The 13,451-nt window shown below is 53.1% G+C and carries 14 protein-coding genes and 1 tRNA gene; 9 read left to right on the top strand and 6 right to left on the bottom strand.

Annotation, left to right across the window (positions count from 1 at the left end; genetic code table 11):
• Positions 1 to 37: 37 nt before the first annotated feature.
• Positions 38 to 340: an ArsR/SmtB family transcription factor gene (locus tag H7F08_RS10390; protein ID WP_024893036.1), complete on the bottom strand. Its 303-nt coding sequence runs from the start codon at positions 338 to 340 to the stop codon at positions 38 to 40.
• Between the two features lie 114 nt (positions 341 to 454).
• Here H7F08_RS10390 and H7F08_RS10385 point away from each other — a divergent pair.
• Positions 455 to 528 (top strand) — tRNA-Gly (locus tag H7F08_RS10385).
• A gap of 58 nt (positions 529 to 586) precedes the next feature.
• Here the strand turns inward: H7F08_RS10385 and ubiD are convergent.
• The 5 genes from ubiD to H7F08_RS10360 all read right to left on the bottom strand — a co-directional run bounded on the left by ubiD (position 587) and on the right by H7F08_RS10360 (position 5,000).
• Positions 587 to 2,059, bottom strand: a complete 1,473-nt coding sequence (gene ubiD, locus H7F08_RS10380; RefSeq protein WP_193640527.1) for a 4-hydroxy-3-polyprenylbenzoate decarboxylase — start codon at positions 2,057 to 2,059, stop codon at positions 587 to 589.
• A gap of 24 nt (positions 2,060 to 2,083) precedes the next feature.
• Positions 2,084 to 2,956, bottom strand: a complete 873-nt coding sequence (locus H7F08_RS10375; RefSeq protein ID WP_031568748.1) for a phosphate/phosphite/phosphonate ABC transporter substrate-binding protein — start codon at positions 2,954 to 2,956, stop codon at positions 2,084 to 2,086.
• Positions 2,957 to 2,969: 13 nt separating this feature from the next.
• Positions 2,970 to 3,359 carry an SCP2 sterol-binding domain-containing protein gene (locus tag H7F08_RS10370; RefSeq protein WP_010637778.1) on the bottom strand — a complete coding sequence of 130 codons (390 nt, stop codon included), beginning with the start codon at positions 3,357 to 3,359 and terminating at the stop codon, positions 2,970 to 2,972.
• 84 nt (positions 3,360 to 3,443) lie between these two features.
• The gene (locus tag H7F08_RS10365) at positions 3,444 to 4,190 is read right to left on the bottom strand and encodes a ThiF family adenylyltransferase (RefSeq protein ID WP_031568745.1); all 747 of its coding nucleotides are present in this window, start codon (positions 4,188 to 4,190) and stop codon (positions 3,444 to 3,446) included.
• On the bottom strand, positions 4,191 to 5,000 hold the full coding sequence (locus H7F08_RS10360; RefSeq protein ID WP_193640526.1) for a TatD family hydrolase: 810 nt from the start codon (positions 4,998 to 5,000) through the stop codon (positions 4,191 to 4,193).
• A 140-nt stretch (positions 5,001 to 5,140) separates the two neighbouring features.
• Here H7F08_RS10360 and H7F08_RS10355 point away from each other — a divergent pair, with 140 nt between their 5' ends.
• From H7F08_RS10355 to H7F08_RS10320, 8 genes are all read left to right on the top strand, one after another.
• Complete coding sequence (locus H7F08_RS10355) at positions 5,141 to 6,370, top strand: FAD-dependent monooxygenase (RefSeq protein ID WP_193640525.1); 1,230 nt, start codon at positions 5,141 to 5,143, stop codon at positions 6,368 to 6,370.
• Positions 6,360 to 7,547, top strand: a complete 1,188-nt coding sequence (locus tag H7F08_RS10350) for an FAD-dependent monooxygenase (RefSeq protein WP_193640524.1) — start codon at positions 6,360 to 6,362, stop codon at positions 7,545 to 7,547. Before H7F08_RS10355 ends, H7F08_RS10350 begins: the two co-directional genes overlap by 11 nt.
• A gap of 10 nt (positions 7,548 to 7,557) precedes the next feature.
• Positions 7,558 to 7,821, top strand: a complete 264-nt coding sequence (locus H7F08_RS10345; protein ID WP_193640523.1) for an accessory factor UbiK family protein — start codon at positions 7,558 to 7,560, stop codon at positions 7,819 to 7,821.
• Between the two features lie 3 nt (positions 7,822 to 7,824).
• Positions 7,825 to 8,691 (top strand): YifB family Mg chelatase-like AAA ATPase, encoded by an 867-nt coding sequence (locus H7F08_RS10340; RefSeq protein ID WP_193640522.1) that lies wholly within the window; start codon positions 7,825 to 7,827, stop codon positions 8,689 to 8,691.
• A 167-nt stretch (positions 8,692 to 8,858) separates the two neighbouring features.
• Positions 8,859 to 10,073: an ISL3-like element ISAtc1 family transposase gene (locus H7F08_RS10335; protein ID WP_012387019.1), complete on the top strand. Its 1,215-nt coding sequence runs from the start codon at positions 8,859 to 8,861 to the stop codon at positions 10,071 to 10,073.
• 505 nt (positions 10,074 to 10,578) lie between these two features.
• Positions 10,579 to 11,310: a membrane protein gene (locus H7F08_RS10330; protein ID WP_024895446.1), complete on the top strand. Its 732-nt coding sequence runs from the start codon at positions 10,579 to 10,581 to the stop codon at positions 11,308 to 11,310.
• A gap of 17 nt (positions 11,311 to 11,327) precedes the next feature.
• Positions 11,328 to 12,701: an AMP-binding protein gene (locus H7F08_RS10325; RefSeq protein ID WP_031569583.1), complete on the top strand. Its 1,374-nt coding sequence runs from the start codon at positions 11,328 to 11,330 to the stop codon at positions 12,699 to 12,701.
• A complete protein-coding gene (locus H7F08_RS10320; RefSeq protein WP_024895485.1) occupies positions 12,601 to 13,008 on the top strand; it encodes a hypothetical protein in 408 nt (135 codons plus the stop codon). Before H7F08_RS10325 ends, H7F08_RS10320 begins: the two co-directional genes overlap by 101 nt.
• Positions 13,009 to 13,451 lie beyond the last annotated feature (443 nt).

Here is a 13,451-nt window from a genome sequence, read left to right as displayed (position 1 = left end):
GCCTTTGCTAGCCGATGATTCAGATCTATCCAGAGTTTCAGTGGATACTGCAGAACACATCACTCATCATGGAAATCAGGCGCAAAGTGCGCGGATCACCCACTCGATAATAAACCTTGTTGGCGTCCTTGCGAGCGCGGAGGATATCTTTTTCCCGCAAAATGGCGAGATGCTGAGAAATATTACTTTGTGTGGTACCCACTGCGGAGACAATGTCCTGAACACTCATTTCTTCTGAACCCAAAACACAAAGCACCTTGAGGCGCAGGGGGTGGGCCATGGCTTTCAGAGAACGCGAAGCCTGCTCGATATCCTCTTCCCGGGTTGGTAACTCTTCCATATTCTTGCCTCTTGGTCTATTAACCATCTTATTGACTTTAATTGAAAATTCTTAAAAAAATGCCTGTTTTGCTGCCTTGCGTTTTCATCTGCAAACGCTTAGAATCCAGCGCATGCGGGTGTAGTTCAATGGTAGAACCTGAGCTTCCCAAGCTCATGACGTGGGTTCGATTCCCATCACCCGCTCCACCATCAGCGAATGAGAATAACCCCATACAACAATTTTAGAAACCCCAACCATACCCGATTAGAATAGCGGTCGATCCAGACTACTCAGTATAGCATCCACGCTGTCCCGCACGGCACTGGTCATCTGGATGGGACGTCCCCATTCCCGACTGGTTTCTCCCGGCATCTTGTTGGTGGCATCGAAACCCGTTTTACCGCCCAGACCAGCCACCGGCGAAGCAAAATCGAGGTAATCGATGGGCGTATTGTCTATCAGCGTAATGTCCCGTACCGGGTCCATGCGCGTTGTCATCGCCCAGATGACATCCTCCCAACTGCGCACATTGATGTCGTCGTCCACGACAATAATAAATTTGGTGTACATGAACTGCCGTAAAAATCCCCAAATACCAAACATGACGCGTTTGGCATGTCCTGGATATCCCTTGCGGATACTGACGACAGCCAGGCGATAGGAGCAGCCTTCAGGAGGCAGATAAAAATCAACAATTTCCGGAAACTGCTTTTGCAGGAGAGGCACAAAAACCTCGTTCAGGGCCGCACCAAGAATGGCTGGCTCGTCCGGAGGGCGTCCGGTATAGGTACTATGATAAATGGGATTTTCGCGGTGGGTGACGGCTTCGACCGTAAAAACGGGGAATTTCTGGGTTTCGTTGTAATATCCGGTGTGGTCGCCAAAAGGTCCCTCTTCAGCCATATCATCGGGATATATGTGCCCTTCCAGGACTATTTCCGCGCGCGCCGGAACTTGCAGGGGTACGGTCAACGCTTTGGCCAGTTCCGTCCGCCCGCCCCGTAGTAATCCCGCAAATTGATGTTCGGAAACCGTATCGGGAATGGGAATAACGGCGGCGAGAATGGTGGCCGGGTCAGCGCCATAGGCCACAGCAACCGGGAAAGCCTCACCCGGATGTAATTTTTGAAATTCACGTAAATCCTGCGCCCCACCCCGGTGCGCCAGCCAACGCATGATCACCCGATTACGGCCAATGACCTGTTGTCGGTAAATTCCCATATTGGCACGGCGCTTGTGCGGACCTTTGGTAATGGTCAGCCCCCAGGTCATGAGTGGTGCTACGTCTTCGGGCCAACAGGTCTGCACCGGCAAGGTGGATAAATCCACATCGTCGCCGCGCATGATCACTTCCTGACAAACCGGGCGCGCAACATTTGTCGGAGCCATATACAGCACCTTGCGCAAGGTCGGCAATTTGCTCCACAGGTCCTTCAGTCCCCGGGGCGGATCCGGCTCCTTGAGATAGGACAGCAACTGACCAATCTGGCGCAGATCAGCCAGAGACTCTGCACCCATACCCAGAGCGACTCTTTCCGTGGTTCCAAAAAGATTGCCCAGCACCGGTATATCGAACCCGCTGGGCTTTTTGAATAACACCGCAGGGCCACCTGCCCGCAGGGTACGATCACAAATTTCCGTCATCTCCAGCTGCGGAGAAACCGGCACATCCAGCGTGCGCAGCAGGTCACGTTTTTCAAGGTCGGCAATAAAGGCACGCAGGTCACGATAGCTCATGGGCGCATTGTAACCGCAGCACGGCTAATTTGTCCCGCCTTCGGGATCTTCACGGGCGACGACAAAGGCGCTGTCTGCCACGGCCAGGCTGGAGGTCGCACGAATATCAATGGCTTCGTGACCGCTGATGTATTCATCGGCAAGGGTGGCAAGGCAGGCGATTTCATCTTCCGTAACCGCCTCAAATCCGGAAAAACCCAAATCTTCCAACAGGCTTTTTCCACGAGGATCCTGATCCATGTTTATCAACAAGTCAGTCAGTAATTCCCGTTGTGGCAGTAAGCGTGGGCCCACGCAAAAAGCATGAAAAGCAAAGGCATCATCAGACTGATCAATCACTCTTAAACGTTCACGGATCAGTTTACTGGCACTGCTGTAAACTTCATTAAAAAGAAAACCCAAATCCGCCTGGCCCTGCAGTAAGGCCTTGAGCACCCCTTGATAGCTGCCGGTAAACACAAAATCCAGACGCGCTCGATCAATGTCAGCCTTATCCATGAGGAATAACCCCACCATATGGACCAGCGTTGAGGGATGCGCCGAAGCAATCCGGATACGCTCCGGAAAATCCTCAGCATGATGAATAGAACCTGCTGCTGGTGCGCACAAGTACACTTCATCAAAATGGTTTAGCGGCTTGACGATGGGCAGAAAACCCAGCTTTTGCTGATACTGCACCCAATCAAAAGGATTGGCATATACCAGATCATAATTTCCGGACAGCACTGCCGCCCGACCGCTGTCAAAATCATCCTGCGGCTGAAAATGCATTACCCGACCCAGGTGGCGCTGCAAAAAAGTATTCATCAAAAACCAGCCTGGCAGATTTTTCCCGGAATAATTCGGGTCAACCGTAAAGTTCAGTATGGTTTTGGAAGGCAAAACTTCTTCTGTCATCAATGCATCCGCCCTAAATATCAAAATCGACGGGTATTTCACCCAGAATACTCAGGTGAATATTGAATGGGGTCATATATTTCATGGCGGTCATCATGGACCCTTTAAATTTCAGCTTACGCGTCATCAGCGCGGCTTTTCCAGACAGCTCGCCGGAAAGAATTTTTTTCCAGTTGTCCATGGAGGTCCACATGATGAAATCACGACGACGACCATCAGAAGGGCCCGCATAGATGACTTTTCCGGCTTTGCAGAAAAGCATGACATGGGGGATATCGGGACGATCCTCAATATAGTATTCCCAGGTCGCATTAAAATTTTTCAGATCTTTCTGGATTTCCGGATGGGTGTCCCATTGTTTACCCACCAGACGAATCCACTCCGTACTCATGAATTTTGCCATAACTTGAAGCGCCTCTACGCTACCGAACCCAATAATATAATAATTTGGTTATATGCTTCTTATCTTCCCAATATAAACTTATAGTTAGTTGTTTTTTTCGTTTTCGCCAGCCGTAAGAAAATATTGCACAATCATTCCAGAAAGCAACACACCAAATATCGCGGGCATATAGGAAATGGTTCCATTGACCGTTCTGGGCCGTCCCTGCGGGCCGCTAACCGGCTCCTGGGGAGCGGCAGGTCGCGGTGCCTCATCGGAAAATACAGTCAGAAAATCGAGGCTGGCGCCGTTTTTACGGAGTAACGCCCGGACTTCACGGGCCAGCGGACATGTCTCCGTCTGATTCAATTTGGCTACTCGCACCCGCCGGGGATCCAGACGATTCCCTGCGCCCATACTCGAAAACACTTCCAGACCCAAATGCTGGGCTGATTGAATAAGCACCGCTTTCCAGGCAATGGCATCAATGCAATCTGCTACCACTTCCGCGCCACTGTTACGCAGGATCTGCTCGGCATTGTCGACGGTAATAAATTCCTGTCTGGCGTCCACTTCACAATCTGGAGAAATATCCTGAATCCTTGCCGCCATCACGGCCACCTTGGGCTGGTCCAGCGTCGAGTGCAAAGCCACCAACTGGCGGTTAATATTGGATGAGGAGACTACATCGTGATCAACCAGGGTGATTTTACCGACCCCCGACCGGGCCAGGTTTTCTGCTACATATCCCCCCACGCCTCCCACCCCGGCAATAAGCACATGGCGGTGGCGCAAATCGGCTACTGCCGCAGCACCCAAAAGAATTTCGCTACGAATAAAGGGATCTTGCATTTATAATTTTTCCTGAAAAAGAGTCAGAGTATTACGGGTGAGCTGCCCTGCCAACGCTTGCGGCGCCATCTGGAGCAGACCTGCAAGCGCATGCACGGTTTCCAGCAGAAAGACGGGTTCGTTGCGCTGCCCCCGGTAACTTTCGGCAGATTGCCAGGGAGCGTCCGTTTCCACCAGAATCCGCTCCAGCGGCAGGGACTGGATAGTGGCCCGCAGGCGCAGCGCCCGCGCATGGGTAAAAGCCCCACCTAACCCCAGATAAAATCCCCTGTCCACCAGTCGTTGGGCCTGTACCAGACTCCCGGAAAAACTGTGCACCACCCCGCGCAGCCCCGAAAAATCCCTGAGAATGAGTGATAGATCTTCCAGGGTGCGACGCGCGTGGAGAATCACGGGCAAATTTAACTCTTGGGCCAGATGCAACTGCATTTTCAGGCAGGCCACTTGCGACCCATAATCAGGCGCGCTTTCCGAAAGATCGAGTCCAATTTCGCCGACCGCCACCGCCTGATCCAGCAGGCTTCGCAGTTGCTCAAGCCAGTTGGAAGCACACGCATTGATATATAAAGGGTGCACTCCGTAAGCCGGATAAAGCATGGACTGTTGCGCGCAGAGATGGTGCAGACGCGACCAAAATGCCGGGCTGTAAGCAGGCACCAGAATTTTATCGACGCCGGCATTTTTGGCCCTTTGTATGACGGCGCTACGGTCTGGAGCAAAGGCCTCGTCATCCAGATGACAATGACTGTCAATCAAACCCTGCAGGAAAAGGTTTTGCGGCGTTCCAGCTGAGTTGCCGTTATGGTTCACTGAGCGAATCTCCATCCAGCTATTCTAGGACTTTCTGATGGCTTGTGTCCGCATGCACCGCCGGATTCGCAGCTTCATGACTTGCTGCAAGCGGCATCTTGGTCTTAAATGGCAGTATATGCCCAAGTACCGGAGAAATTATGCGTAGCCTGACCGCCGATATCACCATCCTCGGCAATGGGCCTGTGGCGCACAGTCTGGTGCTGGCCCTGAAACAGACATCTCTCAAAATTCTCATGGTGGACACCTTTCCCCTGCAGCAGCCCCGCCCTGCGCATAGTGAGCGGACGGTTGCCCTGGCACTGGGAAGTCGGCGTCTTCTCAGCCATCTTGGCGTCCAAATGCCGCTGCATGATGCTGCCGCCATTGAAACCGTCCAGATTACCCAACAGGGACTCAGCGGTCGGGTCCGCCTGGAGCAGCAGCTCCTGGAGGCGCCGGAACAACGCTTGGGAGAGGTGGCCGGACTGAACACCTTGCAAGCAGCGCTGGCAGTGCCGCTGGCGCAATGTAGTACGCTGCAACAGGAGGCGGCGGGGCCTCTGGAGGACTTGCAGTGGTTTCCCGATCGTCTCCAGCTCGATTGGCCGGACCTGCGCGTGGACACGGCGCTGGCGGTCGTGGCCGACGGAGGACATGGGGGTCTTGCCCGTCTGGCGGCTTTGCAGCGCATGGGCTGGGATCATAACCGCCATGCTATTGTCGCCACGGTAACACCGCGTGAAGCCTTACCGGGCATTGCCTTTGAACATTTTCAGGAGAGCGGGCCACTGGCTTTTTTGCCTATTGGTCAACAGCAATTTTCCATTGTCTGGAGCCTGCGTCCCAGCGCCGCAAGCCAGATGCTGGATTTAAGTGATTTCGCTTTTCTGGAAGCCCTGAACCGCCAACGGCCTCCCCATCTTCCTCTACTGTCCGGCGTTGGTCCACGTAGCGTATATCCGCTGTTTTTCCAGCGCTTATGGGCTCAGCCCAGTCAACGTCTGGCACTGGTGGGAAATGCCGCGCAAACGCTCCATCCCCTGGCTGGCCAAGGTTACAATCTGGGCTTGCGCGATGTCGTCACCCTGGCCGCCCTGCTTCGGGAGGCCGCCGCTGCCGGGCATGATCCCGGGGCCAGACGCTTGCTGGAAGATTACAGCCAGATTCGCCACCGGGACCGCCTGGAAACCATCGCCTTCACCGAAGCCATGAATCGCCTGTTCAGCAGTCCGCGCCTGCCATTGCGTTTCGCCCGCGCTGCAGCCCTTGCCCTGCTCGAACAAAGCACGTTCGGGAAACGCGAACTCGCTGCCCGTCTGGCGGGAATTCGCCTGCCTGCCGGGAGCAGCATCCCAGACCTGATGTGGGAGTCTGTCCATGTCCACTGACGCACATTACGACCTGATCATTTCCGGAGCCGGCATGGTGGGTGCCAGCCTGGCGCTGGCTGCCCGGCAAAGCGGTCTCCGGGTCGCACTTTTTGAAAAACGTCCGCAATCGGTCTGCGCCCTGGCCGATCCCTCGGAGCGAGCAAGCCTGGTTGCCAATGGTTCGCAGCGCTTTTTACAGGAACTCGGTATCGACCTGGCCACGCTTGGCAGTAAAGTCGAGAGAATGCGGGTCTGGGATGCTGAAAATTCCGGCAGCATTCATCTGGACGCCGAAGAAGCCGGCGAAACCTTTCTCGGTCATATTGTTGAAAACCGGCGTTTGGAGCAGCAACTCCATGCCGCCCTGGCCGAAGCGGGAGTCACGGTGCTTTACGCCCAGGAAATCGCTCATGCCTGGGCTGATCAGCAGCACATGCAACTTAACGCGAGAGATGGAACCGGATACAAAACCACCCTTCTGGCCATTGCCGAAGGCCGCCAATCAACCCTGCGCAAACAACTTATTCAGGCGCCGGTTTTTCAGGAAGACTACGGCCAGGATGCCATCACCGCCACCGTATGGATGGAAAAGCCCCATCGCGGGATCGCCTATCAGCGTTTTCTGGCGACCGGCCCCCTGGCCGTCCTGCCCTTCAGCGCGGATGCCGAAAATCATCCCCGTGCATCCATCGTCTGGAGCGCCAAACATGCCTTGGCGCGGCGTTTGATGGCCATGGACGACAGCGCATTTTTAACCGCTCTGTATCAGGCATTCGGACCACAATTGGGGCACTTTGTGCGTATCGGCCAGCGCAGCAGTTACCCGCTTTCCGGTCTGCACAGCAGCCGTTACCTAGGTGACCGTTGCGTAGTTCTGGGAGATAGTGCCCATGGGGTGCATCCATTGGCCGGACTGGGGGTCAATCTGGGCTTTCGCGATGCGCAGGCATTGATCAGCACCATTCGCGACGCGCAAGCCCAACATGAGGACTGGGGAGATAATCCTGCGCTGCGCCGCTATCAAAGGGCGCGACGCCCTGATAATCTTCTCAATGTGATGACCTGCGGGGCACTGAGCCATCTGTTTTCCAATCGCAGTCGCGGCCTTGCCCGCCTGCGCGATATTGGCATGCTGGGAACGGCAATGCTGCCACCGGTCAAACGCTTTCTGATTCGTCAGGCCATGGGCCTTTAAGGAGACCACCATGCAACACCGTATTGCTGATGATATTGCTGCCACTCTTGGTGACGCATTTGCGCGCCTGGGCACCGTCAAGGAAGATGTGGACAAACAGGTTAAGGCCATTCTCTCCAACGCCTTGGATCGTCTGGATCTGGTTACCCGCGACGAATTTGATGTCCAGCAGGATCTGGTCTCCCGACTGGCCTCGCGCGTGGCCGCTCTGGAAGCGCGCCTGGACGCCCTGGCTCCCAGAGCAGCCCTCGACGAAAATACCGACAAGGACTGAACCTTGCCTCTGGCGATTGTCCAGAGTCGTGCGCTCACGGGGGTGCATGCTGCTGCAGTCGCCGTAGAATGCGATCTGGGGCCGGGTCTACCCACTTTTGCTGTGGTGGGGTTGGCCGAGACTGCCGTCAAGGAATCCCGGGATCGCGTCCGCTCCGCCATTCAGAACAGTGGATTCGAGTTTCCGGCCCGGCGCATGGTCGTCAATCTGGCGCCCGCCGATCTCCCCAAGGATGGAGGGCGTTTTGACCTGCCTATTGCCATTGGCATTCTCGCCGCCAGTGGTCAGATTCCTCTGAAAGCCCTGGACAATCTGGAAATGATCGGGGAACTGGCGCTGGATGGCAGTTTGCGTCCGGTGACCGGAGCCCTCTCCAGCAGTCTGGCTGCCGGTCAGGCCGGACATGCTTTACTGCTCCCGGAAGGCAATGCCGTGGAAGCCGCTTTAGCTCGCACCGCGCCCGTATTAGCCTGCCGCAATCTCGCGGAAGCAGTGGCCCACCTGCGCGGCACCCAACCACTGCCGGAAACGGTGCCTCATGACGAGATCGGCATAAACGCCATCCCCTATCCGGACTTGCGGGATGTGCGCGGTCAGGAAACCGTCAAACGGGCACTGATTATTGCGGCCGTCGGAGGTCATCATATTCTCCTGTCCGGGCCTCCCGGGACCGGGAAAAGCATGCTGGCCGCGCGTTTGCCCGGATTGCTTCCGCCCCTGCGCCGCAGCGAAGCCCTGGAAGTGGCCGCCATCCATAGTTTGCAAAGCGGTGGATTTGATGTGCAACGCTGGGGACAACGTCCCTTTCGTTCCCCTCATCATAGTGCCTCTTCGGCAGCACTGGTGGGTGGGGGATGTGATTTCCACTAATTGTTGCAACATTCCAGCAATTAATGCTACAAACACATGCGGTGAGACTATCCCACGGCAGAAACTAAAGATTAGTAACAGAAGACAATCACAGGGCTCTTCGTCAGATTGAGTGGGTAGGGGGTAGAATGCTGTGGAGCGGTCGTGCCCTGAATAGGAGTTAGCTGATGGTCCCTGAAGAGCTGTTTTCTCTCGCGTTAGGATTGGTTCCGCCGTGGTTGGTGGATCATGTGACTTTCACGGTGGAGGAGAAACGCCTGGATCTGCACATCAACTTTCCCAAAGGTAGTCGCTTTGCTTGCTCCGTCTGTGGTGAGGAGTGTCCGGTACATGATACCCGTGACCATACCTGGCGGCACATGGATTTCTTCCAGCATGAAGCCTATCTCCATGCCCGTGTACCTCGTGTGAAGTGCCAGGAGCATGGAGTGCATCAGATATCTGTTCCCTGGGCGCGGGAAGGCTCGCGTTTCACCCTGCTCTTTGAAGCGCTGATCATGACCCTGGTGCGGGAGATGCCGGTATTGACGGCAGCTCGCATGGTCGGTGAGACCGACAAGCTCCTGTGGCGAGTGATTGACCATTATGTGCCCGAAGCTCGTGCTGCGGTGGATATGGCCAATGTCCATGCCGTCGGCGTCGATGAAACCAGCAGTCGGCATGGACATGACTACATCACGCTCTTCGTGGATCTGAATGCCCGGCGACTCTTGTTCGCTACTCCCGGCAAGGATGCCAAGACCTTTGAGAAATTCTCCGCAGATCTACAGGCCCATGGTGGTAGCGCGGAAGCGATCACCGATGTGAGCATGGACCTCTCGCCGGCCTTCCAGAAAGGGGCTGCCGAGCACCTGCCCAATGCGGAGATCACTTTCGATCGTTTTCACCTCATGAAGCTCGTCAACGAGGCCGTAGACGACGTGCGCAAGGGGGAAGTCCTCACCCAGCCAAATCTCAAAAAGACCCGCTGGCTTTGGCTCAAGAACGATTGCAACCTCAAAATGAAGCAGAAAGAAAAGCTGCAGGAATTGCTCAAAGACCAGAACCTCAAGACGGCGCAGGCCTACCAGTTCCGCCTGACCTTTCAGGACATCTTCACGATCAAGAATCGCCACCAGGGGGCTACCCTCTTGAAAGCCTGGTTGGAAAACGCCAGAACCAGCGATCTGCCGCCTATCGTCAGGGTCGCCTACACCATCATGAATCACTGGGATGGCGTGCTCCGATGGTTCGAGAGCCAGATCACCAATGGAATTCTGGAAGGTTTCAACAGCCTCATTCAATCCGCCAAGGCCAAGGCTCGGGGTTACCGCACGCACAAGAACTTTATCAACATGGCCTACCTGATCCTGGGCAAGCTGGATCTCAGGCTACCCACTTGAAATGACGAGGAACCCGGGTAAGTGACTTGTGATTTTTATGTGGTAGGCTATAGTTTTTCGCAGGTGTTACGGGAAGCGAAATTGCTGGTTGATGCTGAAGGAGATGTGGGCGACTTGCCGTCCGCTTGGCTTTGTGGATTCAAGGAAGCTGGGAATTACTTGAACTTCCTCTATGGAGAGCGGGTTCTTCGATTATGACGCGCTGTTTGCTGTGCAATATTGCGGGGTTTGGTCGTATAACTCGTTCTCTATTCCTCTTGGAATGAAGTTAGTGTGAGCGTGATTGTGGGCCATGATTACATCAGTTTGCAGCGGTGGGTGGCTGATATTGGAGGAGAGGTATGGACCCATTCAATATAATAAATTGGCAGCAAGGCCATGGTGCCCAATGCAATCTGATTCATTTTGAACCAAAAGCTTCAAGCAGAATGGTGCTATGTTATTATTTCGAACAATATTACAGTTGTATTGTTTTGTGACGGCAGATTCTTGTAAGGCAGAACGGATGAAATCGCTGCACAATCAATTTTTTCAATTTGTTCAGTTAAATCTGTTCTCAGGGAAGTTGAAAGCTTACTTGGGGATGGCATTTATTGTATTGATTTTTTTTGTATATCAAATACTCGCCTATCGAGGGGTATCTTCTACGCATCCAGGGGCTTTTCTTGTCGTTGTTTCTTATCTTCCTATTATTGTTTTGATTTTAATTATGTTATGGAAGACCAAATACCGGAACATCGGATTTGTCGCTATTGCTGCCGGATTTTTTGCTTTGTGGTATTATCAAGCTACTCTGGTGAACTATCTGAGCTGGACGTACATGGTTCAAAGAAGCTGCATTTTCGCACTATCAGCTTTTGCTTTTGGCATCACGTTGCTCCCTGGGCGTATTCCTATGATCTCCAGAATTGCTGAGTTGGTGCATGGCCCGCTGAATGTAAAAGTGGCGCAGTACACGCGACAGGTAACAATAGCTTGGACCTCTTTGTTCGGCTTCATGACGTTTCTGCCGTTAATTGTTTTTGAATTTTCACCACATCCTTTATTTTTTTTGATGACCAATGCTATTACTATGGGGCTGCTAGTTTCTATGATGTTTGCTGAATATACAGTGCGTTGCCGCATTATACCGGTAGGCGAACGTGCCGGAATGGTGGAAGCGCTTCACGCTTTTTTCTTGTATTCTGATGCTGATGCTGCGCTGAGCAAAGAAAAGCCACGCAATGGCAATGGATAAGGTACTATTCATTATCTATGGATACTCCGGCAACGAATCTTCTTCCACTGATGACCCACACTTCTGCGAACGATATCGTAGCATTTAGGCATAGTGAAGCGATTACAGTGCGTCAATTTTTGGCGGACGTGGAGCAGATTCGTGCCATGCTTCTTCCTGGTAAACACGTTCTCAATGTTTGCCATGACCGTTACCGTTTCATGGTGGGGCTCGCCGCAGTCATGACTGCTAATAAAATAAGTCTCCTACCGTCGACATATACGAACGAAACCATCAATCAGATGCTACGCTTCGCCCCGGATGTGTTTTGCCTCAACGACGCGGATAACGACATCAACTTGCCCCAACTTCGCCTGTCTGACTTGTCTCCCAAATCGGAGGTCCATAAAAATATACCGATACCTCTTCTTCCAGGGAATTTGCCGGTAGGTTATGTGTTCACATCAGGATCTTCTGGAAGTCCTGTACCTCACCTGAAAAGGTGGGCTGCTCTGGTGGGGAGTGCTCGTTCTGAAGCCCAACGGCTGGGCTTGTTTGATGGACGTAAATATACTGTCCTTGGTACAGTGCCACCTCAACATATGTATGGCTTGGAATCAACGATACTGATTGTTTTGCAAAGTGGAGGAGCCCTCAGCTCGCCACAATATTTTTATCCAGCTGATATTGGATCTGAATTTTCATCGTTGCCACGTCCTCGCTTGCTGGTGAGCACGCCTATTCACCTCCGTGCGTTACTCAGTGCCAATATTTGTTTACCTACCGCCGACTTGCTGGTTTCAGCGACGGCTCCATTACCCCAGGATCTTGCTCAAAAAGCGGAGGCCCGCTTTGAAGCACCGTTGCAGGAAATTTACGGATCTACTGAAACAGGTTTGATTGCCACCCGGCGGACTGCACAAACTGATGCATGGACATTATTACCGGGCCTGCATTTGACAAAAGAGGCTGAGCACTTATGGGTTGGGGGAGGGCATTTGGCGCAGAAAACCGAAATCAGTGACAACCTAGAGGTTCTGAATAAGGAACAATTTCTTCTGCAGGGCCGAGCCGCCGATCTTGTCAATATTGCTGGGAAACGCAGTTCATTGGAATATCTAAACCATCAACTCAACTCTATCCCGGAAGTTCAAGACGGCGTTTTTTTTATGCCAGAAGATGGTATGCCTGGTAGTGTTAGTCGCCTGATTGCTTTTGTCGTAGCACGTGGGGTAGATGCCCAGTTGATTAACACCAAACTGCGCGAACGTATTGATCCGGCTTTTCTTCCGCGCCCCCTGCATATGGTTGATGCCTTGCCGCGTAATAATACGGGTAAACTGCCGCGCGAGGCGCTTCTGGCATTGGTCACTGCATACCATAAAAGGGGGAATAATCCTGACACAGCATGAGATATTCTTCAGCTTCCCTGCTGCGCATCCGGTATTTTCCGGGCATTTCCCGGGGCATCCCATCGTTCCCGGGGTGATGCTAGTGGACGAGGCAATTCATGCTATCGAGTCTGCAATTGGCCAGACAATAATGACTGGAGGGCAGATTGCCGCGTCAAAATTTTACAGTCCTGTCTCTCCAGGAGATCTGCTGAGTTTACGTTTTGATATAAGGCAGGATAAGACTATCGTTTTTGAGATTTATGAGAATAAAAGAAAAATCGCTGCAGGGAATCTCAAACCAGCTGCAACACTCGATCTCTGCTGATGTTTGCACGAGACCAGGCGTCAATATCTTCAGATCAGCAAGGTTGGGCACGCTCTCCAGAACGTGGCAGCATGACTATGTTACGGCTCATCACCTGGATTTCCCTGAAGTTGGGTCGTCGCATGGCTCGCCTTATCTTGTATTTGATCGCCGGTTACTTTGTGTTGTTTGCACCAAAAGCCAGGCGGTCATCGCGAGCCTATCTCACTCGGGTATTCGGCCGACCGGCACATATTTGGCAAGTTTATCGACATTTTTTTTCTTTTGCAGCGACAATCCATGATCGGATTTATTTGCTCAATGATCGTTTTGACTTTTTTGATATATCTGGTTCCTCGCTGTTTTAAGTGGGTAGCTTGAGATCCAGCTTACCCAGTACGAGGTAAGCCATGTTAATAAAATTCTTGTGGGTGCGATAGCCCCGTGCCCTGGATTTGGCGGAC

It is taken from the genome of Acidithiobacillus sp. HP-11, from assembly GCF_015100075.1.
Lineage (GTDB): Bacteria > Pseudomonadota > Gammaproteobacteria > Acidithiobacillales > Acidithiobacillaceae > Acidithiobacillus > Acidithiobacillus thiooxidans.
This window is presented reverse-complemented; position numbering and strand designations above follow the sequence as displayed.

What these genes read in the sequence shown, in the direction of transcription:
- H7F08_RS10390 (WP_024893036.1), bottom strand. Translation starts at nt 340, where the DNA reads ATGGAAGAGTTACCAACCCGGGAAGAGGATATCGAGCAGGCTTCGCGT.
- ubiD (WP_193640527.1), bottom strand. Translation starts at nt 2,059, where the DNA reads ATGAGCTATCGTGACCTGCGTGCCTTTATTGCCGACCTTGAAAAACGT.
- H7F08_RS10375 (WP_031568748.1), bottom strand. Translation starts at nt 2,956, where the DNA reads ATGACAGAAGAAGTTTTGCCTTCCAAAACCATACTGAACTTTACGGTT.
- H7F08_RS10370 (WP_010637778.1), bottom strand. Translation starts at nt 3,359, where the DNA reads ATGGCAAAATTCATGAGTACGGAGTGGATTCGTCTGGTGGGTAAACAA.
- H7F08_RS10365 (WP_031568745.1), bottom strand. Translation starts at nt 4,190, where the DNA reads ATGCAAGATCCCTTTATTCGTAGCGAAATTCTTTTGGGTGCTGCGGCA.
- H7F08_RS10355 (WP_193640525.1), top strand. Translation starts at nt 5,141, where the DNA reads ATGCGTAGCCTGACCGCCGATATCACCATCCTCGGCAATGGGCCTGTG.
- H7F08_RS10350 (WP_193640524.1), top strand. Translation starts at nt 6,360, where the DNA reads ATGTCCACTGACGCACATTACGACCTGATCATTTCCGGAGCCGGCATG.
- H7F08_RS10345 (WP_193640523.1), top strand. Translation starts at nt 7,558, where the DNA reads ATGCAACACCGTATTGCTGATGATATTGCTGCCACTCTTGGTGACGCA.
- H7F08_RS10335 (WP_012387019.1), top strand. Translation starts at nt 8,859, where the DNA reads ATGGTCCCTGAAGAGCTGTTTTCTCTCGCGTTAGGATTGGTTCCGCCG.
- H7F08_RS10330 (WP_024895446.1), top strand. Translation starts at nt 10,579, where the DNA reads ATGAAATCGCTGCACAATCAATTTTTTCAATTTGTTCAGTTAAATCTG.
- H7F08_RS10325 (WP_031569583.1), top strand. Translation starts at nt 11,328, where the DNA reads ATGGATACTCCGGCAACGAATCTTCTTCCACTGATGACCCACACTTCT.
- H7F08_RS10320 (WP_024895485.1), top strand. Translation starts at nt 12,601, where the DNA reads ATGCCTTGCCGCGTAATAATACGGGTAAACTGCCGCGCGAGGCGCTTC.